Here is a 23,995-nt window from a genome sequence, read left to right as displayed (position 1 = left end):
GCCTCAACCGATGTTCGTGGGTGTACTCCGTCTCCGTCTCGATATCGTCGGGGCCCGCTCCCTCAAGGACAAGCGCAGCGTGGTGCGCTCCTTGAAGGAGCGGGCGCAGAGCCGGATGCGCGTGTCGATCGCCGAGGTCGGCGTGCTCGACGATCCGAGGCGGGCGACGCTCGGCGTCGCGGTCGTCTCGAACTCGGCGGTCATGTGCGACAAGGTCCTCGCGGACGTGGCCGCGATGGCGGGGTCGCTGCCGCACGCCGTCCTCACGGATCGGGCGACCGAGATCGTGCCGTTCGGCGATGGGGGCGCTGGGGTGCAGGGCGGCATCGAGCAGGCGCTCGGCCGTGATGATGGAGATCTGGGAGCCTCCTCGGACATGCTCGAGGACGCAGAGGACGACGAATGAGCGGCGTGGTGAAGCGGGCGACGCGGGTCGCCGAGCGGCTCCGTGAGGATCTGTCCAACCTGCTCCGCGATCTGCGTGATCCGCGGATCGCCGGCGTGCTCGTGTCGCGCGTGGAGATCACCGACGATCTGCAGAGCGCGAAGGTCCACGTGCGCCACGAGTTCGGCGCGGAGGACGCAGCGGCGCGCCGCGCCCTGCTCAAGGGGCTGGAGGCGGCGTCGGGCCGGCTGCGCCGGGACGTCGCCCGCACGATGGGGCTGCGCGTTGTGCCGACGCTGCGCTTCTTTTACGACGAGGGGCCGGACGCCGAGCGGCGGATCGAGGAGCTGCTCCGAGAGATCAAGGACGGCTCGGGCGAGCGCTCCTAGCGCGGGGTCGAGCGGCGCGCGGCCGGAGCTCGGGCGCGATCACCGCGAGATGAGCCGCTCGATCGCCTGCGCGGGCTCGAGGTCGAAGCGCCACGGTCCCATCTTCGTCGGGGCGTCGAGCGCCACCTTCAGCGCGCCGAGGAACTCGCGCCGCGGCCACTCCACGGCGCCGAATCGCTCCAGGTGGTCCGTGTACACCTGGCAGTCCACCAGCGCGAAGTCCCAGGCGACGAGGTTCCCGAGGAGCGTCGCGAACGCGACCTTCGAGGCGTCGGGCGCGCGTGCGAACATCGACTCGCCGAAGAACATCCGCCCCAGCGACACGCCGTAGAGGCCGCCGACGAGCTCGCCGTTCGACCACGCCTCGATGCTGTGCGCGACCCCGGCGGCGTGCAGCGCCGTGTAGCCGGCGATGAGCTCCTCGGTGATCCACGTGCCGTTCTGCCCGGGCCGCGGCGCGGCGCTGCAGGCCCCCATGACCCGCTCGAACGCCGTATCGGTCCGCACCTCGATCTCGCCCCGGCGCACCCGCTTGCGCAGCGAGTGCGGGACGTGCGCCTCGCGCGGCGGCAGGACGAAGCGAGGATCCGGGGAGAACCAGAGCAGCGGCAGCCCCTCGTGAGGCCAGGGGAAGATGCCCCGCCGGTAGCCGGCCAGCAGCCGCTCCGGCGAGGCCTCGCCGCCCACGGCCACGATCCCCTCCGGGGTCGCGCGCTCTGGCGGAGGGAAGTCGAGCTTGCTCGTGAGCACCGGGACCCGCATCGCTGTGGGATCGAATCCTCCCAAAAGAGCGCGCGGTTGCAAAGCGTCGCCTGCCGCGCGCTCAGGAGGCGCACACGTAGTCGGAGCCCTCGGCGAAGCCGCGCGCCGCGAGGTGGCCGCGGATGAGCGCGCGCGCCCCCCGCGCCCCCACGGCGACGACGACGGTCTCTGCGCCGCGCTCCAGCCGCGACGGGTCGACTATCGGCGCGCCCTGCGCGATCCGGCCGATCTTGCGCGGGTCGATGTCCACGAACCGCGCGGGCGCCACGCCGTTCCGGGCGAGCGCCCTCGCCAGCCGCCGGCCTGTCTTTCCCGCGCCCCACACGGCCACCGGCCGCGCTGGGCCCAGCTTCCTCGCGAGGTAGTGCGCCTTTGCCTCGAGGAACCTCGCGATCGCGTACCGGGGATCGGCGAAGGTGGCGCGCCCCTCGCGGTGCCGCCAGCGCAGGCCGAGCTCCGGGAGCTTCGCCATCCGCGCGCCCGCGGCGTCGAGGCGCAGCCACAGGTCGTAGTCCTCCGCCCACGGGACCTCCCGGAACCCGCCCACCTTCTCCAGCGCGCTCCGCCGCAGCATCACCGACGGGTGGCACAGCGGGGACTCCACGAACATCTCGCGCGCGTGGTCCTCCGGGGTGACGATCGAGTTCAGCCAGTCGACGTAGCGCAGCATGCCCTCGCCGATCGGCCCGGCAGCGAACGCCTCGACGCGGGCCCCGACGACGTCGAGCCGCGGATCCCGGAGGAGCGCCTCCGCTTGTCGCGCGAGCCGCTCGCCGACCGAGATGTCGTCGCCGTCCATGCGGGCGAGGAGCTCGCCGCGCGCCGCCTCCGCCGCCCGCGAGAGTGCCTGTGCGATCCCCACGCCGCCCGTCGCGACCTGCAGGACGCGGCGATCGCGCTGCGCGATGCGCGCGACCCTGGCAGGGCCGCGGTCCGTCGAGCCGTCGTCCACGGCGACCACCTCCAGGCCGACCGCGCGCTCGGCGAGCACGCTCTCCAGCGCCTCCTCGATCGTCGCTTCCGCCTGCCGGTACGGGAGCAAGACGGAGACGAGCGGCGCCACGCGGAGACCATGGCGGCGCGCCCGCGCAGCGTCCACAAGAACGGGCGCGGACGCCTAGCGCTTCTTGAAGTCGCCGAGGTGCGTGATGTACCAGCGGCCCTGCCACGAGATGATCGTGTGGACGTCCAGGCTCGCCGGCTTCCCGTCGATCTCGTACTTCAGCTTGCCGTGAAAGGAGCGGTAATAGCCGATCTTGTTGACCTCGTCCCCCGGAGGCACCCACTTCGGCTTGGAGCCCACCACGAAGCCGACGAACCGCGCCCCCTCCCAGCTCTTGCGCTTCCGATGCATCGACTTCACGTCGTTCACGTAAGCGGCGTGGAGGTTGTCCCAGTACTTGCCGGGGTCCTTCACGTCCTTGAGCGGGATGAACGGCTCCTTGGGGAACCAGAAGGGCTCGGCCAGCGCCGGCTCCTTCTTCACGATGGCGTCGAACAACGCCCCGGCTCGCGCCGTGAGCTCCTCGCTCTCGAGCGCCGGCAGGATCTTGTTGTCCGCGCGGGCGGAGGTCGCGGCGCTGGGGTCGGCGCCTGCGCTGGGCGCCGCTCCTGGGCCGGGCGACGCGCCGGCCGCGGGCGCGTCGGCGGCCGCGCGATCGCCCCCGTCCTGCGGCGGCTCCGGCGCGCTTGCGTCCTCGGGGCGAGGCGCTGCCGCCTCGGCCGCGCTGGCGCCTGCCGTCGCTGCTGCCGCCGTGGGCGCGGCGCCGGCCGAGGAGGGCCGGGCGCTCTCGGCTGGCCGGGCATCGGGCGCCGGGGTGGGCGCCGCGCAACCCGCCACCACCGCCAGCGCGGTCGCGATGACCTGCTTGATCATGCGCGTGCCCTATCGCAGCGCCCCGGCGCCGACAAGCGACGCCGAGGCGCGGCCGGATGCGGGGCCCGCCCGGCGGCGGACCCGGCTCACTTCTCCACGATGATGAACTGAACGCGCCTGTTCTTGGCCTTGTTCGCGGGCGTGACGTTCGGCGCGACGGGGCGATCCTGTCCATAGCCCTTCGCGAGCAGCCGCGAGCCGTCCACGCCGGCCCGGATCAGCCAGGCGCGCACCGCGTTCGCCCGGGCCTCGCTGAGCGTCTGGTTGTGCTCGCGCCCGCCCGTGTTGTCGGTGTGCCCCTGGATCTCGACCTTGCGGATGTTCGGATTCCGCTGGAGCACGTCCGCGATCTCCTCCATCAGCGCATTCGAGTCGCCGAGGATCTTCGCCGAGTCGGTCTCGAAGTGGATCTGCCGCGAGATCTTGATCTCGTTGCCCAGCACCTTCACGAGCGAGATCTTCGGCCGCTTGTTCACCGTGAGGGCGGCGCGCGTGTCCTCGCTCGTCCGGACGTCGGCCTGGTTGACGTGGTTCATGTAGCCCTGCGCCTCGACCTTGAGCGTCACCGCGCCGGCCGGCAGGTCGGGGAAACGGAAGGCGCCGCTGCCGTCGGCCGTCGCCGTCTGCTCGCGGCCCGCAGCGTCGACCAGCCGGATCGTCGCGCCAGCGACCGCGTCCCCGCTCTCCGCGTCCTTCACCGTCCCGACGATGTTGCCCGTCTTGGGCAGCGCTTCGAGGGAGCAATCGACGTCCACGAACGTCGGCCCCTGCGGCTGCGTCGGGCTCGGCGCAGCGCCAGGCCCTCCCGGCTGCGGGCCGAAGGGACCCGGCTGTCCGGGCTGCGGGCCGAAGGGCCCAGGCTGCGGACCGAAGGCGCCGGGCTGTCCGGGCTGCGGGCCGAAGGGCCCAGGCTGCCCGGGCTGCGGACCGAAGGCGCCGGGCTGCCCGGGCTGCGGGCCGAAGGGCCCAGGCTGTCCAGGCTGCGGACCGAAGGCGCCGGGCTGTCCGGGCTGCGGGCCGAAGGGCCCAGGCTGCCCGGGCTGCGGACCGAAGGCGCCGGGCTGCCCGGGCTGCGGGCCGAAAGGCCCAGGCTGCCCGGGCTGCGGACCGAAGGCGCCGGGCTGCCCGGGCTGCGGGCCGAAGGGCCCAGGCTGCGGGCCGAACGCCCCGGGTTGCCCTGGCGCTGCCCCGCCAGGGAGGATCGTCGCCTGGCAGGTGCCGGGCTTGTACCCGTTCGCCCGGATGTTGAAGGTGTACGTCCCCGGATCGAGGTGCCGTGTGAGGAAGCGGCCGTCCGGCCCTGTCGCGTACGGCGGCTGAGCCGCGCCCTCGATCGTCACGATGGCGTCCGCCACCGCCGCGTCGGGCTTGTTCTGCTCGTGCACGAAGCCGCGCGCGAAGGTCTGCGGCGCCGGCACGAGCTGCGGCGGCTCCTTGATGAGCTGCGGCGCGGGGGCCGGCGGCGGCTCCTTCTGCTTCGTATCGTACGCATAGCCAATCCCGAGATAGAGCGTCCACGGCGCCTGAGGCGCGACCTCCTCGATGAACACGGAGGTCGCCGACAGGCCGAGGTCGAACGCCGCGTGTCCGGAGAGCCCGCGGAACGCCTTCTCGAACGGCGTCACCCGCACGCCGAGCGACAGCCGCGACGGCGCCGCGGCATAACCCGGTCCGCCCTGGTTCTGCGGGTCAGGAGACGCGAAGTCGTCGAGCCCGAGGCAGACGTCGCCGCGCGACACGGTCTTCGTGTGGCACTCGTAACCCTGCCGGTTCACCGGGATGTCGAGGGTGTACTCCAGGTAAGGCTGCACCTTCGGCAGCGGCACCTCGACGCCGAGGTGGGTCTGGAAGAAGTCGACGCGGTTGATGCCGAGCCCGAACCGCTCGATCCGCGAGATCGGCTGCCGCTCGCGATCGTCCGTGAACGCCTTCGCGCGCGCCTTCTCGACCTCCTCCACGAGGACGCCGGAGTTGTCGAGCTTGTAGCCGAGGTTCACGTTCACCCGCAGCGGGAACCCCTTGCCCTGCGGCTTGCGCAGATCGAGCGACGCGAGCCCACGGAAGACCGCGCTCGTGCCGCCGCCGGCGAGGCCGACGTCGCCGGTCCCGTTGAGCAGGAGGAGCTGCGCCTCGCCGCCGAAGGAGAACGGCTTGCCGATCTTCGTGGGGGTGAACGCCTTCACGCCGAACGTCGTGTCGCCGAGCACCTGCAGCAGCCGCGGACGACCCTGATCGTTCGCGTTCGCGAACGTGCGGATCGACGCGTACCCCTCGAGGAAGGGCAGGGGGGTCGCGTTCAGCGCGAAGAACGCTCCCACGTGGCTCGCCGAGTCCTCCTTCGCGTCAGGACCGCACGTGATCGGGTGACCGGCGAGCGTCGACTCCGCCGGATCGCAGAGGAAGCCGCTCGTGGAGAACCAGTCGAGCAGGAACGACACCCGGAAGGTGCCCGGCGCGCCCGAGCCCGCGTACGACGTCCTGAGGAGGCCGGTCGAGCCCCACAGGTTCGGCTGAGCGGTGAGGGAGAGCGCCCGCTCCTCCTCGTCCCACGCGGTGGATCTCGGCGCCGTCGCGCTGGCCTGGAGGCCCTGATCACCGACCGACGCCTGCGCGCCGAAAGAGAAGCTCGCGTCCGGCGGCGGTTGGCCCGGCTGCGGCCCGAACTGCGGCGGAGCGTCGCCCGGATAACCCGGCTGCGGCCCGAAGGGGCCGGGCTGGCCGGGCTGCGGTCCGAAGGGACCGGGCTGGCCGGGCTGCGGCCCGAAGGGGCCAGGTGGCGCGGGAGGTTGCTCGGGCCCGAACGCGCCGGGCGGCTGCGCGGGCTGGCCTGGAATCGGCTGCGGTCCGAAGGGCGGCTGCGCGGGCTGGCCTGGAATCGGCTGCGGTCCGAAGGGCGGCTGCGGCTGCTGCGCCTCGGCAGCGGCCGCGAGCGTGAGCGAGCCGACGAGCGGCAGCGCCGTGAGCGCAGCGCGCCGGGGCCTGTCGGCAAACACCTTCCGAAGCGTATGCATCGAGCCTCACCCGCGGGGTCGAACAAGGAAACGCCCGCCAATCGGGACGGTGGAGACCTCGCGCGCGGCCCGTTGTATCACTCCGGGCGGCGCGTGAAACAGCGGTTTTCGCTGGCAGCAGCTCCGCGACAGGCGCGCCGTACGGCTCGATAAGTACGGCACACCGCGCGGCGGTGCCGCGCCCTTCGGCCTTCTCTGCGCGAGGCGCGGCGCCGCGCTGCCGCGCCGGCGCCTCGGTCGCAAACGTGCTCGACCGGAGCGCCCCGCGGTCCCCGCCGCCGCTCGGCCGGGGCCGAGCGGCCGTCCAATTCCGCGGACGTACATGCTAGGAAAGCCATCACCATGGCATCCCGCGGGCGCATCCTGATCGTCGATGACGAGGCCAACGCGCGCGCGGCGCTCTCGGAGATCCTCCGCGAGGAGGGGTACACGACCGAGACCGCGGCCGACGGCTTCAAGGCGCTCGGCAAGCTCGAGGAGTTCGCGCCCGACGTGGTCCTGACCGATCTGAAGATGCCTGGGCTCGACGGCATCCGGATGATGGAGAAGGCGCAGCTCGCGCTGCCGGACGCGACCTTCGTCGTGATGACGGCGTTCGGCACCATCTCGAGCGCGGTCGAGGCGGTGAAGAAGGGCGCGTACAACTACCTGACGAAGCCGCTCGATTTCTCGGTGCTCGCTGTCGTGGTCGAGCGCGCGGTGGAGCGGGCGCGGCTCCTCCAGGAGAACTCGCGGCTGCGCGAGCGGCTGCGCGAGCGCAACGCGTTCGGGCACGTGATCGCGAGCCACCCGAGCATGGCGAAGGTCCTCCGGCTGGTCGAGCAGGTGGCGCCGAGCCGCGCGAGCGTGCTGATCGTGGGCGAGACGGGCACGGGCAAGGAGCTCATCGCCGAGATGATCCACCGCGCCAGCCCGCGGGCGAAGGCGCCGCTCGTCCGGCTGAACTGCGCCGCGCTGAGCGAGTCGCTCCTCGAGAGCGAGCTGTTCGGCCACGAGCGCGGCGCCTTCACCGGCGCCATCGGCCGCCGCGAGGGCCGCTTCGAGCAGGCGAGCGGCGGCACCCTGTTCCTGGACGAGGTGAGCGAGATCCCGCTGGCCACGCAGGTGAAGCTCCTGCGCTTCCTGCAGGAGCGGACGTTCGAGCGGGTGGGCGGCAACGAGACGCTCAAGGTCGACGTGCGGATCCTCGCCGCGTCGAACCGCGATCTGCGCCAGCGCATCGCCGAGGGGGTGTTCCGCGAGGACCTCTATTACCGGCTCAACGTCGTCACCCTGGAGATCCCGCCGCTCCGCGAGCGCCGGAGCGACATCCCCGAGCTCGCGACGTTCTTCCTCGGCCGCTATGCGCAGGAGAACGGCAAGCGCATCGAGGGCTTCACCGACGAGGCGCTGTCGGCGCTGACGTCCTACTCGTTCCCCGGCAACGTGCGCGAGCTGGAGAACGCGATCGAGCGGGCCGCGGTGCTCTGCGACGGCGCGCGCATCGAGCTCCGGCACCTGCCGGCGCAGATGTCGTCCGAGCCGGCCGAGTCCGTCGACGCGATGCCGCGCGTCCCCGGGAGCACCATCTACGACCTGGAGCGCTACGCGATCCTGCGCACGCTCGAGGCGTGCAAGGGCTCGACCTCGAAGGCGGCGACGATCCTCGGGATCAGCCCGCGCAAGATCCAGTACAAGCTGCACGAGTACAGCGCGGCCAACGCGCGCGGCCGGGCGCGGCCGGCAGACGGCGCGCCGGGCGAGAGCCTCGAGGGGGAGGAGGGCGCATGAGCAACGCAGCCGAGCGCATCGTCGAGCCGCGCGACCGGGATGCCGCGCCGGCCAGCTCCGTCGAGGAAGGGGCGCCGGAGGGCGAGCTGCTGATCGACGTCCGCGGCCTCCTGAAGACGTTCCGGGTGGGTTTCTTGCGCCGGAGGGCGGTCGAGGCGGTCAAGGGGGTGAGCTTCGGCGTACGGCGCGGCGAGATCTTCGGCTTTCTCGGGCCGAACGGGGCCGGCAAGACGACGACGATCAAGATGCTGACGGGCCTCATCGCCCCGACCGGCGGCGAGGCGTACCTGTTCGGCGCGCGCGTGCCGTCGCCCGAGGCGCGCCGGAAGATCGGCTTTCTGCCGGAGAACCCGTACGTCTACCCCTACCTCACCCCGCGCGAGTTCGTGGAGCTCTGCGGCCGCCTCTCCGGGATGCGCGGCGCGGCGCTGCGCAGGCGGGCGATGGAGGTGCTCGATCAGGTGAAGATCGCGTACGCCGCCGATCGGCAGGTGCGCCGGCTGTCGAAGGGGATGCTGCAGCGCACGGGGCTGGCGGCCGCGCTGGTCGCCGATCCGGAGATGCTGATCCTGGACGAGCCGATGAGCGGCCTCGATCCGGTGGGCCGCAAGGAGGTGCGCGATCTCATCTTCGCCGAGCGCGACCAGGGCCGGACGATCTTCTTCTCGACGCACATCCTGAGCGACGTCGAGGCGATGTGCGATCGCGTGGCGATCCTGCGCGAGGGCCAGGTGGTGGTGAGCGGCGCGATCCGCCAGCTGTTGCGGGGCGACGTGCTGCGCACCGAGGTCACGCTGGCGGGCGCGAGCGAAGGCCTCCTGGCCGATCTCGTCGCGAAGGGCTTCGCGACCACGCGCCGGGGCGACGTCGTGGTGGTCGACGTGGAGGGCGAGGCGCGCGTGCGCGACGTGCTGCGGGCGTCGCTCGCGGCGGGCGCGCAGGTCGTCGAGGTCGCGCCGCGCCGCGAGACGCTCGAGGACCTCTTCATGCGCCGCGCGCTGTAGCCAGGGCCGGGCCTGTCCCCAAGACAGCGGTAGGCCCCCGGAGAGGGTGTCCTCTGCGCGGGCTGGGGGATGGGCCGATGTTTGAGGCGCGCCCATGGCTCATCCGGCATTGCCGGATGAGCCATGGGCGCGCCGAGTTCGGCGGGGCCCCCACCCCGCGCAGAGGACACCCTCTCCGGGGGCCGGGCAGCCCTGGCTACGCCGATGCCCCAGCGACGTCCTGCTTGGCCGCTTCGATGATCTCGAGCGCGTACGCGCCGATGGTCGACGCGTCCTCACCCTCGACCATGACGCGGAGCTTCGGCTCCGTCCCGCTCCAGCGCACGAGGATGCGCCCCTTGTCGCCGAGCGTCTTCTCGATGCGATCCACGGTCACCCGCGTCCGCTGCATGCTGTCGAGCGGCAGCCGCGTCGCGAACGTCGCGTTCTCCAGGACCTGCGGCACCCGCTGCATCGCCTTCGAGGCGAGCTCGCTCAGCGGCTTGTCCTCCTCCATCATGATGGCGAGCACCTGCAGCGCCGCCACGATGCCGTCGCCCGTCGTCGCGTGGTCCAGGAAGATGAGGTGCCCCGACTGCTCGCCGCCGAACGAGTAGCCGCCGTTCCGCATCGCCTCGACGACGTAACGATCCCCGACCGCCGTGCGCACGACGTGCCCGCTCTGGGCCTTGAGCGCCCGCTCGAGCCCGAGGTTCGACATCACCGTCGTCACGATCGTGTTCCGCGGCAGCTTGCCGGTGCGCAGCATCCGGAGCGCGCAGAGCGCCATGATCGCGTCGCCGTCCACGACCTCGCCGCGCTCGTCGACCATGATCACCCGGTCCGCGTCGCCGTCGAGCGCGATGCCGATGGCCGCGCCGCGCTTGAGCACCTCGGCCTTCACGTGCTCCGGGTGCAGGGCGCCGGTCTCGCGGTTGATGTTGCGGCCGTTCGGCTTCACGCCGAGCGCCGTCACGTTCGCGCCGAGCTCGGTGAACACCGAGGGGGCCACGCGGTACGCCGCCCCGTGCGCCGCGTCGACGACGATCTTCACGCCGTCCAGCGAGAGCGCCGTGGGGAACGTGTTCTTGCAGAACACGACGTACCGCCCGCGCGCGTCGTCGAGCTTCACCGCGCTGCCGATCGCCGCCCCGACCACCCGCGCCTCGTCGAGCTCGTGGCTCTCCATCAGCCGCTCGATCTCCTCCTCCGCGGTGTCGGGCAGCTTGTAGCCGTCGGGCCCGAAGATCTTGATGCCGTTGTCCTGATACGGGTTATGGCTCGCGCTGATCACGACCCCGGCGTCGGCCCGCATGCTCTGCGTGAGCTGCGCGACCGCCGGCGTGGGGATCGGCCCGCTCAGCATCACGCGCCCGCCCATGGCGCACACGCCGGACGCGATCGCGGTCTCGAGCATGTAGCCGGACAGGCGCGTGTCCTTCCCGATCACCACCCGCACCTGCCGCGACTTCCCGTGGCTCGCGACGAACGCGATCGCGCGCCCGAGCCGCAGCGCCATCTCGGGCGTCATCGGCGGCTGGTTCGCCACGCCGCGCACCCCGTCGGTGCCGAAGAGCTTGCGGCCTGCGGCCTGCTTCTGCGGTTCGCCCGTCGCCGACGGAGCGCCCTCCCTAGGATCCTTCTTGGTGTGCTTCGGCACGGTCCCTCTCTGTGGTGTGGGGCTGAGGAGACCACCCTTAGCAACCTTTGCCAAGACGGCCTACGGCCAATCGCCGCCGCGGCGACATTGGCGCGGTCTACATCGCGCCGCTTTGTGGCGTGGCCGCTATCGTGCTGCGTTTGCGCCGTTTTGCAGCGCGGTAGCTACCGCGCCGTGGTTACAGCGCGGTCGCTGCCGCGCCGTGGTTACAGCGCGGTAGCTACCGCGCCGTGGTTACAGCGCGGTCGCTACCGCGCCGTGGTTACAGCGCGGTCGCTATCGCGCCGCTTTTGCAACGCGGTCGCTACCGCGCCGTGGTTACAGCGCGGTAGCTACCGCGCCGTGGTTACAGCGCGGTCGCTATCGCGCCGCTTCCGGCGGCGCCTCGTTGTTGCGCCGAGCCGCCTCGTTGCTCAGGCGCAGCAAGACCGATCCCTGCGCCGGCGTGCGCAGGTCTCGGCCCTTCGTCGTGCCCTCGCCGCCGCCTGGCGGCGGAAGGAGCGCGTTGATGAGGCCCATCAGCCTCACCGTCGCCTGCGGCGCGATGCCGTGCGCCCAGCTCAGCAGGTGCGACGACAGCCCGAGCTTCACCTCCGCGCGCCCCTCGCGCGCCGCCGCCACCACCCGCCGCGCCGCGCGCCGCGCGTCGATCGTCGCGATCGGGAGCGACGAGGCCAGGCCGAACCAGCCGAACTCGTGCTGCGGGCTGCCGCCGAACGCGGCGTTGTAGATCGACCCCGTGCGCATCGGACCCGGGATCACCGTCGTGACGCGCGGGCCCCTCGCGCCGCCGTGCGTGAGCTCCACCTGCATGCTCTCCGAGAAGCCCATCATCGCGAACTTCGACGCGTTGTACCCGAGCAGGTGCGGCACGGCGACGCGACCGCCGATGGACACCACGTTCACGATGCGCGCCGCGCGCCCATGCCGCCTCAGGTGCGGCAGCGCGCGCAGCGTCGCGTGGACCGCGCTCCAGAAGTTCGAGCGCATCGCCTCGTCGAGCTCCTCCACCCGGAGGTCCTGCATGGGCGCGACCTGGATCACGCCGGCGTTGTTGACGAGCACGTCGATCCGGCCGAACGCCCTCGCCACGCCGTCGATGAACGCCTCGGCCGCGGCGCGGTCGCCGAGATCGCACGCCGCCGCGTGCACCTCGACGCCGAGCGCCTGCAGCCGCTGCTCCGCCCGGTAGAGCGCCTCCGCGTCGCGGCCGGCGATCGCCACCCGGGCGCCGTGCCGGCCGAACTCCTCGGCCAGCAGCAGCCCCAGGCCGCGAGAGCCGCCCGTGATGACCACGACCCGGCCGCGCAGATCGAGCTTTCGCAGGGCGCGGAACGCCGTCCGCGCGAGCGCGGCCGCCACGAGAGCCGCCGCAGAGATGAGCACCGGAGAACGCCGCTTCCTGAACGCCATGCCGCGGAGGACGGCATCGCCCGTGCCACCCGCCGCGCGCGGGCGGGCAGCGACGCGCCTGCACATCGCGCCGCTCGCGCCCGCCTCAGAGCGTGACGACCGGATCCGCCACGATGCCGAGCAGCGCCGAGCGCACCTCGCCGACCAGGTAGATCGAGCCGGCCACGACCACGAGCCCGCCCGGCGCGGCGGCCTCGATCGCGCGCGCCACCGCGGCGCGCGGATCGCCGATCGCCTCGCCCGGCGCGACCCCGCGCAGCGCATCGAGCGGGGCGGCCGCGCGGCCCTTCGGCGTCACGTAGAACCGCCGGAGCGCGTGCGGCGCGAGCACCTGTAGCATTTCGCCCCACCCCTTGTCGGCCATCGCCCCGAACACGAGCGTGGTGAGCGCCGCCCCAGGACCCTCCTCGTCGAGCCACGCCGCGAGCGCCTGCGCGCCGTGCGGGTTGTGCGCACAGTCGAGCAGGACATGGGCGCCGCCCGCGTCGATCCGCTCCAGGCGACCGGGCCAGCGGGCCGCGGCGAGCCCGCCCGCGAGCGCCCGCTCGACCTCGGGCCACCGCCCGGCGAGCTGCCACGCGACGCCGCACGCCACGCCCGCGTTCTCGGCCTGGTGCGCGCCGCGGAGGCCGAGCTCCACCTCGATCTCGCGGCGCCCCGGCCCGGCGACGCGCGCCGCGCCCGCCCCGCGCCCGCCGCGCCCCACCGCGATCTCGCCCGCGCGCCCGCCGCGCTCCGCCGGCGCGACGCGGAGGCGAGGCCCGGCGCCGATCGCCTGCGCCGCCGCCTCGATCGCGGCGTCGGCCTCCGGATCGAGCGGGCCGAGCACCGCGGGCGCGCCCGGCTTGAGGATGCCCGCCTTCTCCCGGGCGATGTCCGCCAGCGTCGGGCCGAGCACGGCCTGGTGGTCGAGCGCGATCGACGTGATCGCCGTGCAGAGCGGCGCCGAGATCACGTTCGTCGCGTCGAGCCGCCCGCCGAGGCCCACCTCGAGGATCGCGAGGTCGACGTCCGCCTCGCGGAAGGCCACGAACGCGGCGACCGTCAGCGCCTCGAAGAACGTGAGCGGCGAGGGGACACGATCGAGCGCGGCGGCGAGCGCGCGCTCGAGCGCCGCGTCGCCGATCATCTCTCCCCCGACGCGGATGCGCTCGGCGAAGCGGGACAGGTGCGGCGATGTGTAGAGGCCGGTCCGGAGCCCGGCCTCGCGCGCGATCGACTCGACCATGGCGCACACGCTGCCCTTGCCGTTCGTGCCGGCGACGTGCACCGCCGGGAGGCCTTCGTGGGGATCGCCGAGCGCGGAGAGCGCCTCGCGGACCCGGCCGAGCCCGAGCTCCATCCCCCGCGGCGCCCGCTGCCCGAGCGCCTCGAGCAGCGCCGGCAGCCGCGGCGCCGCCGAGGTCATCGCCGCGCCCGGCGGCTGGCCGTGAGGTGCTGGAGCAGCGTCCCGATGTACGCCTTCATCTCGGGGCGCGGGACGATGGCGTCGACCATCCCGTGGTCGAGCAGGAACTCGGACCGCTGGAAGCCCGCCGGCAGCGTCTGCCGGATCGTGTTCTCGATGACCCGCGGGCCGGCGAAGCCGATGAGCGCCTTGGGCTCGGCGATGTTCGCGTCGCCCAGGAAGGCGAAGCTCGCCGCGACGCCGCCCGTCGTCGGGTGGAGCAGCACCGACAGGAACGGCAGCCGCGCCTTGCGGTACCGCTCGAGCGCCGCCACGCTCTTCGCCATCTGCATCAGCGAGAGGATGCCCTCCTGCATCCGCGCGCCGCCCGACGCCTGGAGGAGCACCACGGGGAGCTCCTCGCGCGTCGCGCGCTCGAACAGGCGGGTGATCTTCTCGCCGACGACCGAGCCCATGCTCCCGCCCATGAAGGCGAAGACGAACGCGCCGTAGGCGATGTCGCGGCCGCCCAGCCTGCCGCGGCCGATCTCGATCGCCTCCTTCGCGCGGCCCTTCTTGTGGAGCGCCGCGACGCGGTCCCGGTAGCTCTTGCCGTCGCTGAACCGGAGCGGGTCGTTCGGGACGAGGTGCTCGTCCCACGCGGCGAGCTCGCCGTCGTCGAGCAGGAGCCTCCGCCACCCGTCGGCGTCGAGCTTGTGGTGGTGGCCGCACTGCGAGCACACCTCGAAGGTGCGCGCGAGCTCGGCGGCGTCGTGCGTGTGCGAGCACCCGTCGCAGCGACGGAACACGCCCGCTCCCAGCGAGCGCTTCTCGCTCGCGTCGGTCGTCGGCAGGGTCTTCTCAGGCCAGGTCATCGGCGAGCCCTCAGGCGCTCCGCAGGTCCATCTCGTTCACGTCGGAGGGGACCCGGAGCGTTGGTTGTGTCTTCTCCTGCACCTCTCGGGCGCTCACGCCGGGCGCGAGCTCGCGCAGCACGAGCCCCTCGGGCGTCACATCGAGCACGGCGAGATCGGTGATGATCCGGTGGACGACGCCCCGCCCGGTGAGGGGCAGCGCGCACTCGCTCAGGATCTTCGGCGCGCCGTTCTTCGCCGCGTGATCCATGATCACGACGACGCGCTTCGCGCTCACCACGAGATCCATCGCCCCGCCCATCCCCTTCACCATCTTGCCGGGGATCATCCAGTTGGCGAGATCGCCCTTCTCGGAGACCTCCATGGCCCCGAGGATCGCGAGGTCGATGTGGCCGCCCCGGATCTGCGCGAACGACTCGGCGCTCGAGAAGATCGCGGAGCCGGCGAGCATCGTCACGGTCTCCTTGCCGGCGTTGATGAGATCCGGGTCCTCCGCGCCCTCGATCGGGTAGGGGCCGATGCCGAGCAGCCCGTTCTCGCTCTGGAGCACCACCTCGATCCCCGCGGGGATGTAGTTGGCGACGAGCGTCGGCATCCCGATGCCGAGGTTGACGTAGTAGCCGTCCTTGAGCTCCAGCGCGGCGCGCTGCGCGATCTGTTCCCGCGTGAGTCCCATCGTGTCCCCTGTCCCCGCGCCTAGGCGGCCGACGCCTTGCGCACCGTCCGCCGCTCGATCCGCTTCTCGAAGCGCTCGCCCTGGAAGATCCGGTGCACGAAGATCCCGGGCGTGTGGATGTGGTCCGGGTCGAGCGAGCCGACGTCGACGAGCTCCTCCACCTCGGCGATCGTCACCTTCGCGGCCATCGCCATCATCGGGTTGAAGTTCATGGCGGTGTGGCGGTAGACGAGGTTGCCGAACCGGTCGCCCTTCCAGGCCTTCACGAGCGCGTAGTCGCCGTGGATGGCGGGCTCGAGCACGTAGTCGCGGCCGTCGAACTGGCGCACTTCCTTCTTCTCGGAGTACCTCTTCACCGCGCCGTCCGGGCCATAGAGCACGGGCAGCCCGCCCTCGCTGATGGCCGTGCCCGCCCCGGTCGGGGTGTAGAACGCGGGGATCCCGGCGCCTCCGGCGCGGATGCGCTCGGCCAGCGTGCCCTGCGGCGTGAGCTCGACCTCGAGCTCGCCGCTCAGGTACTGGCGCTCGAACTCCTTGTTCTCGCCGACGTACGACGAGATCATCTTCCGGATCTGCCGGTTCTGAAGGAGGATCCCGAGGCCGAAGGCGTCGACTCCGCAGTTGTTGGACACGACCACGAGATCCTTCGTGCCGAGCTGCCGGAGCGCCGCGATGCAGTTCTCCGGGATGCCGCAGAGGCCGAAGCCGCCCGCGAGGATCGTGGCGCCGCCAGGGATGTCCCTCACGGCGTCCAGCGCGCTCTTGTAGACCTTGTCCATGGCCGACCGAGAGGTAGCCCAACTGGCCGCGAGGCAAAAGCCTCCGCTGCCGCCGCGAGATGCCGTGGCGCCGGCGCCGCAGCGCGGCACAGGGGCCGGGCGGCGCCGGCCGCGGCGCGGCGTCACGAGGTGATCCGCGCTCCTCGGCCGCGCTTCCGGCGGGCGACAGGAACCTCGCGTGTGTCCGGGGTGCATGAGGCGCCCGTCGCATCCGCCAGCGCTCGTTCACCACGCTCGCCAGCGCACATTCGGCGCGCGCTCGGCGCAGGTCTCGGGAGCGGCCCTCGGAGACGCGGCCAGACGGCGCCGGCTTCTTGGCCCGGCCCACCGAAACCCCGTAACGCACCGGTGTGCCTCGACCGCTTTCCGTGCTGTTCACGATCCTGGCGCTCTCCCTGTCCGGCTCCCGTGCGGCCGTCGCGGCGCCGGACGCGCCGGCGCGCTCGCACGCGCGCCCCACCGCGGAAGCAAAGCCGCGGGACGCCGCCGCTGCCGCCAGGGCGGGCGGGGCGACGAAGCGCGCGCCGCGCGCGCGACGCGCGAAGGACGACAGCAAGGGCCACCGCCACCGCGCCGGCGACGCGGGCCCGCGATCGCCCGGGCCGGCCAGGGAGAAGGCCGCGCCCAAGGCGCCCGCCTCGTCGGTGGGCCATCCCAACGAAGGGCGCCTCGAGGGCGGCGTGCGGCTCGACACCTCGCGCAAGGACATCCGCGTCGTGCCCGCCTACGCCGGCGCCGACGTCCGCTGGGGGCTACCGGCGCTCGTCGGCATGGTCGAGCGCGCGGCGCGCGGCGTGGCCAAGCGCTTCCCGGGCGCGGTGCTCGACGTCGGCGACCTGTCGCGCCAGCGCGGCGGCGACGTCCACCGCCACAACTCCCACGAGAGCGGCCGCGACGTCGACCTCGGCCTCTACGCGCTCGACGCGCGCGGCAAGCAGGTCCACGCGCCGATCTTCCTCCGGTTCAACGCCCGGCTCGCCTCGACCAACGTGCCCGGGGCGCGCTTCGACCTGCCGCGCAACTGGCTGCTCGTCCAGCACCTGCTCACCGATCCTCGCGCCCACGTGAGCCACATCTTCATCGCCGATCCGCTCCGGTCCGCGCTGATCGCGCACGCCAAGCGGATCGGCGTCTCCCGCGCGCTGGTCGTCCGCGCGCAGCTCGCGATGATGCAGCCCACGGGCGCCGAGGCGCACGACGACCACATGCACGTGCGCATCTCCTGCCCCGCGGCCATGCGCGGCAGCTGCGTCGAGCTCGCGAAGAACGCCCCCTCCCGCGCCCGCGCGCCCATGGCGAGGAAGACGGACAGGGCGCTGCGGACACCGCCGCCGGCCGCGCGCGCGGAGGCCGCGCGCCCGTCGAAGGCCGCCGCGGCGCCCGCGCCGGAGCGGCCCCGCGAGCCCGGCGCCGGCCGGCGCGACCCAGCGCAGCCCTCGCGCCGCGACGACAAGCGACCTGAACGGGAAGCGCGCCGCGCCGCCCCGCACGCCGCTGCCGACGCCGAGGCGCTGCCGCTCGCTGCCACGCGCGCGGCGGCGCAGCAGCCGATGGGCGGCCTCGATCTCACATTCCTGCATCCCGCTGCGTCCGAGGCGGAGATCGAGGCAGATTCGGACGGCGCCGACGCGAGCGGCGCGCTCGACGACAGCGGCGTGCTCAAGATCACGGACTGAGATCCGCCGCGCGCCGTTCACTACGAAAAGCGGCAAAGAGCCGGTAACGCGACGCATTGCAGGAAGTTCCGCAATCTCCGACCGAGGCGCCATCGCGCCTGGACCCCGAGAGAAGACCTCGGGCAGACTGGGGCGGAGCAAAGGGGTGTTCATGCCGCAAGAGGACTCCCACACCTCGATTCCCGCGCTGCCGTCCGCGGCGTCGCTCGTCGCCAGCGATCACGATCGCCGCGCGCTGCTCGCGGCGCTCACGTTCGTCGGCAGGCCCCCGCGCAGCCCGGCGGCGCTCGCGATCTGGTTCGAGAAGCACCTCGTGGCAGCCGGGAGGATGCAGCGACCGGCCTACGTGACCGAGGGCTTCTCCAAGCAGGTGGCGCTCGGCCATCAGGCCCCGGCGGCCCCGGACGCGTCCGAGATCGAGCAGCTCGTCGACGCGGCGCGGCTCCGGGTGCTCGCCTCGCTTCGCGCCTTCATGCCGCCCGCCGCGGACGATCGCTTCCTCGCAGCGGCCATCGACGGCGGGCGCGTCCTCCGCGCCGCGGGCCTCGGGCCGTGGGAGCCGTGCCCGCGCGAGGAGGACCTGCTCAGCGACATCGTCCTCAGCCTCTTCGCCGCGGACATCCTCAACTTCCGCGAGTTCCACGACGCCTATCTCTGCGTCTGCAAGACCTGCTTTCGCATCGACTTCGACCCGAGCCAGGCCGGTCGCACCGGCTGCCCCGAGCACGAGCCGACCGTCACGGTCAACGTGATGCGCCGCAGCCGGCCGTCGCTCTGACGCGTCGCCCTCAGGCTCAGAGGCAGCCGAGGCGGCACTTGGACGCCTGCTCCAGACAATCCGACAGGCAGCCCTGGTAACGCTGGTATTGCGTGCTCTGCGTGGGCTCTTTACCGCACTGCGTCGCCCTGCACGCCTTGTGTCGCCGCTCGCACGCTCCGACGCACCCGGCATTGCCGCCGGCGGGCGCAAGGCCGGTCGCGGCCGCCGCACGGGGCCCCGGCCCTGGAGACGCCGGCAGCGCGCCCGGCGCCTGTGCGGCAGGCGGATCGCTCCGCTGCGCCGGCGTCGTCCGGTGCCCCGCCGAGGCGGGCGACGGCCCGCAGCGCTCGAAGGCGCGGCGCATCACGTCCTCCACCGAGCCAGGCGGGATCTCGCACGCCCGCGCCAGGCTCTCGATCCTGCCGTCGATCGCGGCGGCAGCGCGTGACGCGACCCCGTCCGGCCGCGCCGCAGGCGGCGGGGCGCCCTTCTGCGCGGCGCTCGCGGACGCGGCGCTCCCGCGCGCCGCGTCGTCGCCCGGCACGCTCGACGCCCTGCCGATGAGGAAAGCCACGATGAGGCTCACCGCCACGAGCCCCAGGGCGGCGAGCGCGAGCCGCGAGTCGATGCGGCGCGGCCCGCGCGCCGGCGCGCCGGCGCGCGGGGAGCCGGCCGGGAGCTGCGCCGGCCCCGCGGCGCCGGGCGGCCGCGCGTTCGCGGGCTGCGGCCCGGTGACGTTCGGTGTCCGCGGGGTAGGCGCGATCGCCGGCGGCGTCAGCGTCGCGACCTCCAGGGGAGGTGATGGGGCCACCATCGGCGAGAGGTTCGGCAGCGGCGCCGGCCTGGGGATGTCGGTGTGCGCCGGTTCGCTCGACGCGGCGGACGGCACCGTCGGCGTGTCGGGCCACTCCACGAGCGGCCTCGCCGCGCGGAGGCGCTCGACGAGCGGCCCGAGCTCGCGCCGCTGCTCGAAGCGCCGGACGAGCTCGTGCGCCGCTCCCTGGATCCCCCGCTCCCAGGGGATGTCCGGCGCGCCGAGCTCCTCCGCGAAGCGGCGCAGCTCGGCCAGGCTGAAGCAAGCCGTGATGCGCCCGCGGATCTCCGCGGCGCTGCGCGCCGTGCTCCCCGACGTCCCCGTGCCCTCACCGTCCACGCCCGGCAGCTTACCGCACACGCCACCGAAGCCGAACCTGGTATAGGCTCCGGACATCGTGTCCGGCGCTGCGGCACCCGGGGACGTGGAGGCCAGGAGATGAGCCGAGAGGACAGTGCAATTGGCGCGGCGCCGCCCGCCCTCGCGCCGCTGATCGGGCGCGACGCGGAGCTGTCGGCCCTGGCCCGCGCGCTCGACGCGGTGGAGCGGGAGCGCTCCACGCGGACCGTGACGCTCGTCGGCCCGCCGGGCATCGGCAAGAGCAGGCTCGTGCGCGAGTTCCTCGAGCGGCGGCGCCAGGGCTCCGCCGCGCTGCGCGTCACCTCGGGCAGCACCGGCGACATGGCGTCCGCGTACGGCGTCTTCACGCGGCTCCTGCGCGCCCGCTTCGGCCTCTCCGACGGCATGGACAAGGACGCGGCCCGCGCCGAGGTCCGCTCGCAGGTCGCCCACGTGATGGGCGACCGCAAGGTCGGCGACGTCATCTACTTCCTCGGCCAGTTCATCGGGCTCGCGTTCGGCGACAGCCCGCTCACCCGCGCGGTGCAGGACGATCCCGCGCAGGCCGACCTCATCCGCCGCGCCGTCCTGAAGGCCTTCCTCGAGGCGGACGCCGTCCACGGCCCCCTGTGCCTCATCTTCGAGGACCTCCACGCGGCCCACGACGACTCCCTCGCGCTCCTGCGCTACCTCATCGAGTACCTCACGGGCCCGGTCCTGATCGTCTGCGCCGCCCGGCCGGAGCTGCTCACCCGCCAGGACGACTGGGGCAAGGTCGGCGACCGGCGCCACGTGCTCCTCGAGCTCACGCCGCTCGGCGAGGCCGCCGCGGCGGAGATGGCGAGGGCGCTGCTCGCGCCCTGCGCGCCGCGCGGGGGCGACGATGTCGTCATCATCGACGTCGTCGACGACGTCGATGCCGTCGACGCCGTCGACGCCGTCGACGTTAGGCGCGCCGAGCCGCAGTCCCAGCCGGGCGTGCCGTCGGAGCTCGTCGAGGCGGCCTGCTCCTTCGCGAACGGCAACCCGGCGCTGCTCGAGCAGATGGTCCGCATCTGCCACGAGCAGGGCGTGATCGAGGAGCTCTCGCCCGACTCCGCGGGCGGGCCGCGCTGGCGCGTGCACCTCGGCAAGCTGTCGACGGCGCGCCTGCCGATGACGGTCGAGGACGCCGTGAACGTCCGCCTCGCCGCGCTCGATCACGACGGCCGGCAGCTGCTCGAGCAGGCCGCGACGATCGGCCCGGTGTTCTGGAGCGGCGCGCTGTTCGTCCTCGGCAGGGCCGGCAGCCAGGCCCCCGACCTGTGGGGGGAGGAGCAGAGCGACAAGGATCTCGACCGGATCAACGCCGCGCTGCGCTCGCTGTGCGACCGCGGCTACCTGCGCAAGCAGAGCGAGTCGAGCTTCGCGGGCTCGGACGAGTACGTGTTCGTGCACGCCAAGGAGCGCGAGGCGCTCCAGAAGCGGATGAGCGCCGCGGCCCAGCGGCGGTACCACCACGCGATCGCCGAGTGGCTGGAGCAGCAGGTGGCGGTGCGCGCGAGCGAGGAGCTCCTCGCCGAACTCGCGACGCACCGCGAGCGCATCGGCGACGCGGTGCGGGCGGGGCTCTCGCTGCTCGACGCCGGGGACGTGGCGCGCGGGCGCTACTCGAACGCGAAGGCGGCGGAGTACTACGCGCGCGGGCTCTCGCTGCTCGGCGACGCGCACGTCGCGCGGCGCATCGACGCCCTCCACGACTACGGCGACGTCCTCCAGCTCGCCGGGCGCATCGACGACGCGCTCGCCGCGTTCCGCGAGATGCTGACGCTCGCCTACCGGCTCGACAACCGGCGCAAGGGCGGGGCCGCGCACAACCGCATCGGGCGGCTCTACCGCGACAGCGGCTCGCTCGACGAGGCCGGCAAGCACCTCACGACCGCGCTCCGCCTCTTCGAGGGCGCGCGGGACGAGCGGGGGATCGCCTCGACGATCGACGACATCGGCAAGCTGCACTGGCTCCGGGGCGAGTACCAGGAGGCGCTGAAATGGCTGCGCGACGCGCTCGCCCGCCGCGAGCGGATGGGGGATCGCCGCTCGATCGCGCTGTCGCTGAACAACCTCGGCCTCGCCCTGCAGGACTCGGGCGAGTTCAAGCAGGCGCTCAACACCTTCGAGCGGTCGCTCGCGATCCGGCGCGAGATCTCGGACCTGCTCGGCGTCGTGATGAGCCTGAACAACCTCGGCATGATCGCGCAGGACCAGCGCGATCACCGCCACGCCCTCGAGCTCTTCGAGGAGGCGCTGGAGGTGGCGCGGCAGGTCGGCGATCGCAACCGGACGGCGCTGATCCTGACGAACATCGGCGGGACGCTCTACCGGAGCGGCGATCCCGACGAGGCGGTCCGCGTGCTGCAGCAGGCCGAGGAGCTCTGCGACGAGCTCGGCGACCGGCTCGGCCTGGCCGAGGCGCGGCGCGCCCTCGGGAAGGCCTACATGCTCCGCGGCGATCTGGAGAAGGCGCGCGACTCGATCGGCCGTGCGGTGGACCTGTTCGCCTCGGTCCGGAGCAAGGTGCACCTCGGCATCGCGCTCCGGACGCTCGGCGAGATCACGGCGGCGGGCGGCTGGGGCAGCGCGCACACGAAGAGCGCGCGCGCCTATTTTGCGCGCTCGGTGAGCATCTTCGAGGAGACGGGGAACGAGCTCGAGCTCGCGCGCACGTTCCAGGCCTACGCGCGGTTCCTGACGACCGATCGCAGCTTCGTGGCGAACATGGCGGCGCGGCGCGAGGCGGTGGCGATGCACGAGAGGGCCGAGGCGATCTTCGCGCGGCTGAAGGTCACGTCGGTGCGCCTGGAGGACGAGCCCACGCTCCCGACGGGCCCGCCGGGCCAGTCGGTCCCCACGAAGTCGTCGGTCAGCGCGAGCCCTGGCCGCTCGCCGGCCCCCGAAGAGCCGTCGTTCCCGAACCCGGGCAGGGCCTCGACCTCCAGCTGAGGCCGGGCGGCCCGGGCGGGCCGGCGTGCTCTGGCGCGAGGGGGTGCCCGTGATACGCATGCCGGGTGAAGGCCCTGCACGAGAAGCGCGTCTCCGAGTCGGTCACGACGATGACCGAGTACGTCCTGCCGACGCACACGAACGCGCTCGGCTCGATCTTCGGCGGGCAGGTGCTCGCGTGGATCGACCTGTGCGCCGCCATCTGCGCGCAGCGGCACACCGGCAGCGCGGTCGTCACCGCAGGCATCGACGACCTCTCGTTCGATCACGGGATCAAGGTCGGTCAGGTCGTCCGTCTGGCCGCGCGGGTGACGGCGACCTTCCGCACGTCGCTCGAGATCCTGGTGTCGGTCGAGGGGGAGGACGCGATGACGGGCGCCATCTGGCCCATGGTCACGGCCTTCGTGACGTTCGTGGCCGTCGACGCGTCGCTCAGGCCGACCTCGGTGCCGCCGATCCTCCTCGAGACGGACGACGATCGCCGCCTCGCCGAGGCCGCGGCGGAGCGGCGCGCGCGGCGGCTCTCGCGGCGCGGGGGCGGCCGCGGCGCGTGATCGCCGCGCGCTACTTCTTCTTGAGCCGGTCGGGATCCCCGAGGAACTCGAAGTGCATCGTGTCCTCGAGGTCGTCGTGGCCGAGCCAGTCGAAGCCGTAGCGCTCGAACGCCTTGATCCAGCAGCGGGACAGGGCCGTGCGCTCGTAGGCAGAGCGCTTCTTCTCCTGGCACAGCGGGCTCGAGGGCCACGGGTCGACGCAGCCGCAGCACGGGTTCCGGTCGGGATCGATGTCGATGGCGATGCCGAAGAGGTGATTCGAGATCTCGGCGCCGCGGTAGCTGTTCGCCGTGCGGAACCCGCCGACCGCGCGCGGCGTGTAGCGGCGGGACTTGCGGGTGCACGTCGAGCGGATCCGCTTCTCGACGCAGTGGAGCGCGGGCGCGATCTTCTCGTGGATGGAGAGCGGGAGGCCCATGAACCGCACGGTCGTCGCCTGGGAGTGGGCGCTCTCGGAGTTGTGGCGCCGCGTCTCCTCGGTCTCGACGTGGCCGTAGTGCTCGGCGAGGTAGCGGACCGCCTTGGCGTGCTTCTTCGGGTTGAGCATCCCCTTCTGGACGAAGGTGCGCCGCTTCAGGAACTTCTGCGGCCTCTGGACGCGGCACTCGTAGCTCTTCGCCTTCTTTCCCCGGGCCGGCTCCTTGGCCTCCGCGACGGGCCCGCCGCCGAGCCCCGAGGGGCCGGCCGCGAGCAGGGCGACCGCTGCTGCCACGAGCAGGTGCACCCGTGTCCGTCCGTTCGCGTTCACGGCCGGAGGTTAAGCAGGCCGCGTCAGGCGCGGCAAGGACTTGCCGTAATAGCCTGTCAGGAGAAGCACCGTCAGGGGCACGAGCGCATTCTTGAGGCGGACGGCGCGCCGCGTCGCTCGCGATCGCGCGGTCGGTGTCAGCTCATGGGGTGAGCTGCG

The 23,995-nt window shown here is 73.0% G+C and carries 20 protein-coding genes; 8 read left to right on the top strand and 12 right to left on the bottom strand.

The window, feature by feature from the left end; genetic code table 11:
- Positions 1-10: 10 nt before the first annotated feature.
- Positions 11-406 (top strand): DUF503 domain-containing protein, encoded by a 396-nt coding sequence (locus WMF27_RS28710; RefSeq protein ID WP_437765683.1) that lies wholly within the window; start codon positions 11-13, stop codon positions 404-406.
- Complete coding sequence (gene rbfA / locus WMF27_RS28705; protein WP_272094721.1) at positions 403-774, top strand: 30S ribosome-binding factor RbfA; 372 nt, start codon at positions 403-405, stop codon at positions 772-774. Before WMF27_RS28710 ends, rbfA begins: the two co-directional genes overlap by 4 nt.
- A gap of 39 nt (positions 775-813) precedes the next feature.
- On the opposite strand, the gene aat is transcribed toward rbfA, so the two are convergent.
- The 4 genes from aat to WMF27_RS28685 all read right to left on the bottom strand — a co-directional run bounded on the left by aat (position 814) and on the right by WMF27_RS28685 (position 6,423).
- Positions 814-1,536: a leucyl/phenylalanyl-tRNA--protein transferase gene (aat, locus tag WMF27_RS28700; protein WP_437765684.1), complete on the bottom strand. Its 723-nt coding sequence runs from the start codon at positions 1,534-1,536 to the stop codon at positions 814-816.
- A 61-nt stretch (positions 1,537-1,597) separates the two neighbouring features.
- Positions 1,598-2,599, bottom strand: a complete 1,002-nt coding sequence (locus tag WMF27_RS28695; RefSeq protein WP_437765685.1) for a glycosyltransferase — start codon at positions 2,597-2,599, stop codon at positions 1,598-1,600.
- A gap of 54 nt (positions 2,600-2,653) precedes the next feature.
- Positions 2,654-3,412: a hypothetical protein gene (locus tag WMF27_RS28690; RefSeq protein WP_437943157.1), complete on the bottom strand. Its 759-nt coding sequence runs from the start codon at positions 3,410-3,412 to the stop codon at positions 2,654-2,656.
- A gap of 86 nt (positions 3,413-3,498) precedes the next feature.
- Positions 3,499-6,423: a carboxypeptidase regulatory-like domain-containing protein gene (locus WMF27_RS28685; RefSeq protein ID WP_437943156.1), complete on the bottom strand. Its 2,925-nt coding sequence runs from the start codon at positions 6,421-6,423 to the stop codon at positions 3,499-3,501.
- Positions 6,424-6,765: 342 nt separating this feature from the next.
- On the opposite strand from WMF27_RS28685, the gene WMF27_RS28680 reads away from it, so the two are divergent.
- Together WMF27_RS28680 and WMF27_RS28675 are read left to right on the top strand one after the other, a co-directional pair.
- Entirely contained in the window at positions 6,766-8,193 is a 1,428-nt protein-coding gene (locus tag WMF27_RS28680; protein WP_437943155.1) for a sigma-54-dependent transcriptional regulator, read from the top strand.
- Complete coding sequence (locus tag WMF27_RS28675) at positions 8,190-9,197, top strand: ABC transporter ATP-binding protein (RefSeq protein ID WP_437765688.1); 1,008 nt, start codon at positions 8,190-8,192, stop codon at positions 9,195-9,197. Before WMF27_RS28680 ends, WMF27_RS28675 begins: the two co-directional genes overlap by 4 nt.
- A 196-nt stretch (positions 9,198-9,393) precedes the next feature.
- On the opposite strand, the gene glmM is transcribed toward WMF27_RS28675, so the two are convergent.
- From glmM to WMF27_RS28645, 6 genes are all read right to left on the bottom strand, one after another.
- Positions 9,394-10,836 (bottom strand): phosphoglucosamine mutase, encoded by a 1,443-nt coding sequence (gene glmM / locus WMF27_RS28670; RefSeq protein WP_012238417.1) that lies wholly within the window; start codon positions 10,834-10,836, stop codon positions 9,394-9,396.
- A 360-nt stretch (positions 10,837-11,196) separates the two neighbouring features.
- The gene (locus tag WMF27_RS28665; protein ID WP_437765689.1) at positions 11,197-12,249 is read right to left on the bottom strand and encodes an SDR family NAD(P)-dependent oxidoreductase; all 1,053 of its coding nucleotides are present in this window, start codon (positions 12,247-12,249) and stop codon (positions 11,197-11,199) included.
- A gap of 85 nt (positions 12,250-12,334) precedes the next feature.
- A complete protein-coding gene (locus WMF27_RS28660; protein WP_437765690.1) occupies positions 12,335-13,657 on the bottom strand; it encodes a bifunctional folylpolyglutamate synthase/dihydrofolate synthase in 1,323 nt (440 codons plus the stop codon).
- Entirely contained in the window at positions 13,654-14,511 is an 858-nt protein-coding gene (gene accD, locus WMF27_RS28655; RefSeq protein ID WP_437293688.1) for an acetyl-CoA carboxylase, carboxyltransferase subunit beta, read from the bottom strand. The genes WMF27_RS28660 and accD overlap by 4 nt, the downstream gene beginning before the upstream one ends.
- A gap of 10 nt (positions 14,512-14,521) precedes the next feature.
- On the bottom strand, positions 14,522-15,187 hold the full coding sequence (locus WMF27_RS28650) for a CoA transferase subunit B (protein WP_437765691.1): 666 nt from the start codon (positions 15,185-15,187) through the stop codon (positions 14,522-14,524).
- A gap of 20 nt (positions 15,188-15,207) precedes the next feature.
- Positions 15,208-15,966 (bottom strand): CoA transferase subunit A, encoded by a 759-nt coding sequence (locus WMF27_RS28645; protein WP_437943154.1) that lies wholly within the window; start codon positions 15,964-15,966, stop codon positions 15,208-15,210.
- A 350-nt stretch (positions 15,967-16,316) separates the two neighbouring features.
- On the opposite strand from WMF27_RS28645, the gene WMF27_RS28640 reads away from it, so the two are divergent.
- Positions 16,317-17,642: a penicillin-insensitive murein endopeptidase gene (locus tag WMF27_RS28640; protein ID WP_437943153.1), complete on the top strand. Its 1,326-nt coding sequence runs from the start codon at positions 16,317-16,319 to the stop codon at positions 17,640-17,642.
- Positions 17,643-17,793: 151 nt separating this feature from the next.
- The gene (locus tag WMF27_RS28635) at positions 17,794-18,420 is read left to right on the top strand and encodes a hypothetical protein (RefSeq protein WP_437765694.1); all 627 of its coding nucleotides are present in this window, start codon (positions 17,794-17,796) and stop codon (positions 18,418-18,420) included.
- Positions 18,421-18,436: 16 nt separating this feature from the next.
- On the opposite strand, the gene WMF27_RS28630 is transcribed toward WMF27_RS28635, so the two are convergent.
- Entirely contained in the window at positions 18,437-19,612 is a 1,176-nt protein-coding gene (locus tag WMF27_RS28630) for a hypothetical protein (RefSeq protein WP_437765695.1), read from the bottom strand.
- 42 nt (positions 19,613-19,654) lie between these two features.
- On the opposite strand from WMF27_RS28630, the gene WMF27_RS28625 reads away from it, so the two are divergent.
- Both WMF27_RS28625 and WMF27_RS28620 read left to right on the top strand, forming a co-directional pair.
- On the top strand, positions 19,655-22,534 hold the full coding sequence (locus WMF27_RS28625; RefSeq protein ID WP_437765696.1) for an ATP-binding protein: 2,880 nt from the start codon (positions 19,655-19,657) through the stop codon (positions 22,532-22,534).
- Positions 22,535-22,599: 65 nt separating this feature from the next.
- Complete coding sequence (locus tag WMF27_RS28620; protein ID WP_437765697.1) at positions 22,600-23,088, top strand: acyl-CoA thioesterase; 489 nt, start codon at positions 22,600-22,602, stop codon at positions 23,086-23,088.
- A gap of 10 nt (positions 23,089-23,098) precedes the next feature.
- Here the strand turns inward: WMF27_RS28620 and WMF27_RS28615 are convergent, their stop codons facing one another.
- Positions 23,099-23,836 (bottom strand): M15 family metallopeptidase, encoded by a 738-nt coding sequence (locus WMF27_RS28615; RefSeq protein WP_437765698.1) that lies wholly within the window; start codon positions 23,834-23,836, stop codon positions 23,099-23,101.
- Positions 23,837-23,995: the final 159 nt, after the last annotated feature.

Origin of the sequence: Sorangium sp. So ce281, from assembly GCF_051527395.1 — a bacterium.
Classification (GTDB): Bacteria; Myxococcota_A; Polyangia; order Polyangiales; family Polyangiaceae; genus Sorangium; species Sorangium cellulosum_B.
This window is presented reverse-complemented; position numbering and strand designations above follow the sequence as displayed.

What these genes read in the sequence shown, in the direction of transcription:
- WMF27_RS28710 (WP_437765683.1), top strand. Translation starts at nt 11, where the DNA reads ATGTTCGTGGGTGTACTCCGTCTCCGTCTCGATATCGTCGGGGCCCGC.
- rbfA (WP_272094721.1), top strand. Translation starts at nt 403, where the DNA reads ATGAGCGGCGTGGTGAAGCGGGCGACGCGGGTCGCCGAGCGGCTCCGT.
- aat (WP_437765684.1), bottom strand. Translation starts at nt 1,536, where the DNA reads ATGCGGGTCCCGGTGCTCACGAGCAAGCTCGACTTCCCTCCGCCAGAG.
- WMF27_RS28690 (WP_437943157.1), bottom strand. Translation starts at nt 3,412, where the DNA reads ATGATCAAGCAGGTCATCGCGACCGCGCTGGCGGTGGTGGCGGGTTGC.
- WMF27_RS28685 (WP_437943156.1), bottom strand. Translation starts at nt 6,423, where the DNA reads ATGCATACGCTTCGGAAGGTGTTTGCCGACAGGCCCCGGCGCGCTGCG.
- WMF27_RS28680 (WP_437943155.1), top strand. Translation starts at nt 6,766, where the DNA reads ATGGCATCCCGCGGGCGCATCCTGATCGTCGATGACGAGGCCAACGCG.
- WMF27_RS28675 (WP_437765688.1), top strand. Translation starts at nt 8,190, where the DNA reads ATGAGCAACGCAGCCGAGCGCATCGTCGAGCCGCGCGACCGGGATGCC.
- WMF27_RS28665 (WP_437765689.1), bottom strand. Translation starts at nt 12,249, where the DNA reads ATGGCGTTCAGGAAGCGGCGTTCTCCGGTGCTCATCTCTGCGGCGGCT.
- WMF27_RS28660 (WP_437765690.1), bottom strand. Translation starts at nt 13,657, where the DNA reads ATGACCTCGGCGGCGCCGCGGCTGCCGGCGCTGCTCGAGGCGCTCGGG.
- accD (WP_437293688.1), bottom strand. Translation starts at nt 14,511, where the DNA reads ATGACCTGGCCTGAGAAGACCCTGCCGACGACCGACGCGAGCGAGAAG.
- WMF27_RS28650 (WP_437765691.1), bottom strand. Translation starts at nt 15,187, where the DNA reads ATGGGACTCACGCGGGAACAGATCGCGCAGCGCGCCGCGCTGGAGCTC.
- WMF27_RS28645 (WP_437943154.1), bottom strand. Translation starts at nt 15,966, where the DNA reads ATGGACAAGGTCTACAAGAGCGCGCTGGACGCCGTGAGGGACATCCCT.
- WMF27_RS28635 (WP_437765694.1), top strand. Translation starts at nt 17,794, where the DNA reads ATGCCGCAAGAGGACTCCCACACCTCGATTCCCGCGCTGCCGTCCGCG.
- WMF27_RS28630 (WP_437765695.1), bottom strand. Translation starts at nt 19,612, where the DNA reads ATGTCCGGAGCCTATACCAGGTTCGGCTTCGGTGGCGTGTGCGGTAAG.
- WMF27_RS28625 (WP_437765696.1), top strand. Translation starts at nt 19,655, where the DNA reads ATGAGCCGAGAGGACAGTGCAATTGGCGCGGCGCCGCCCGCCCTCGCG.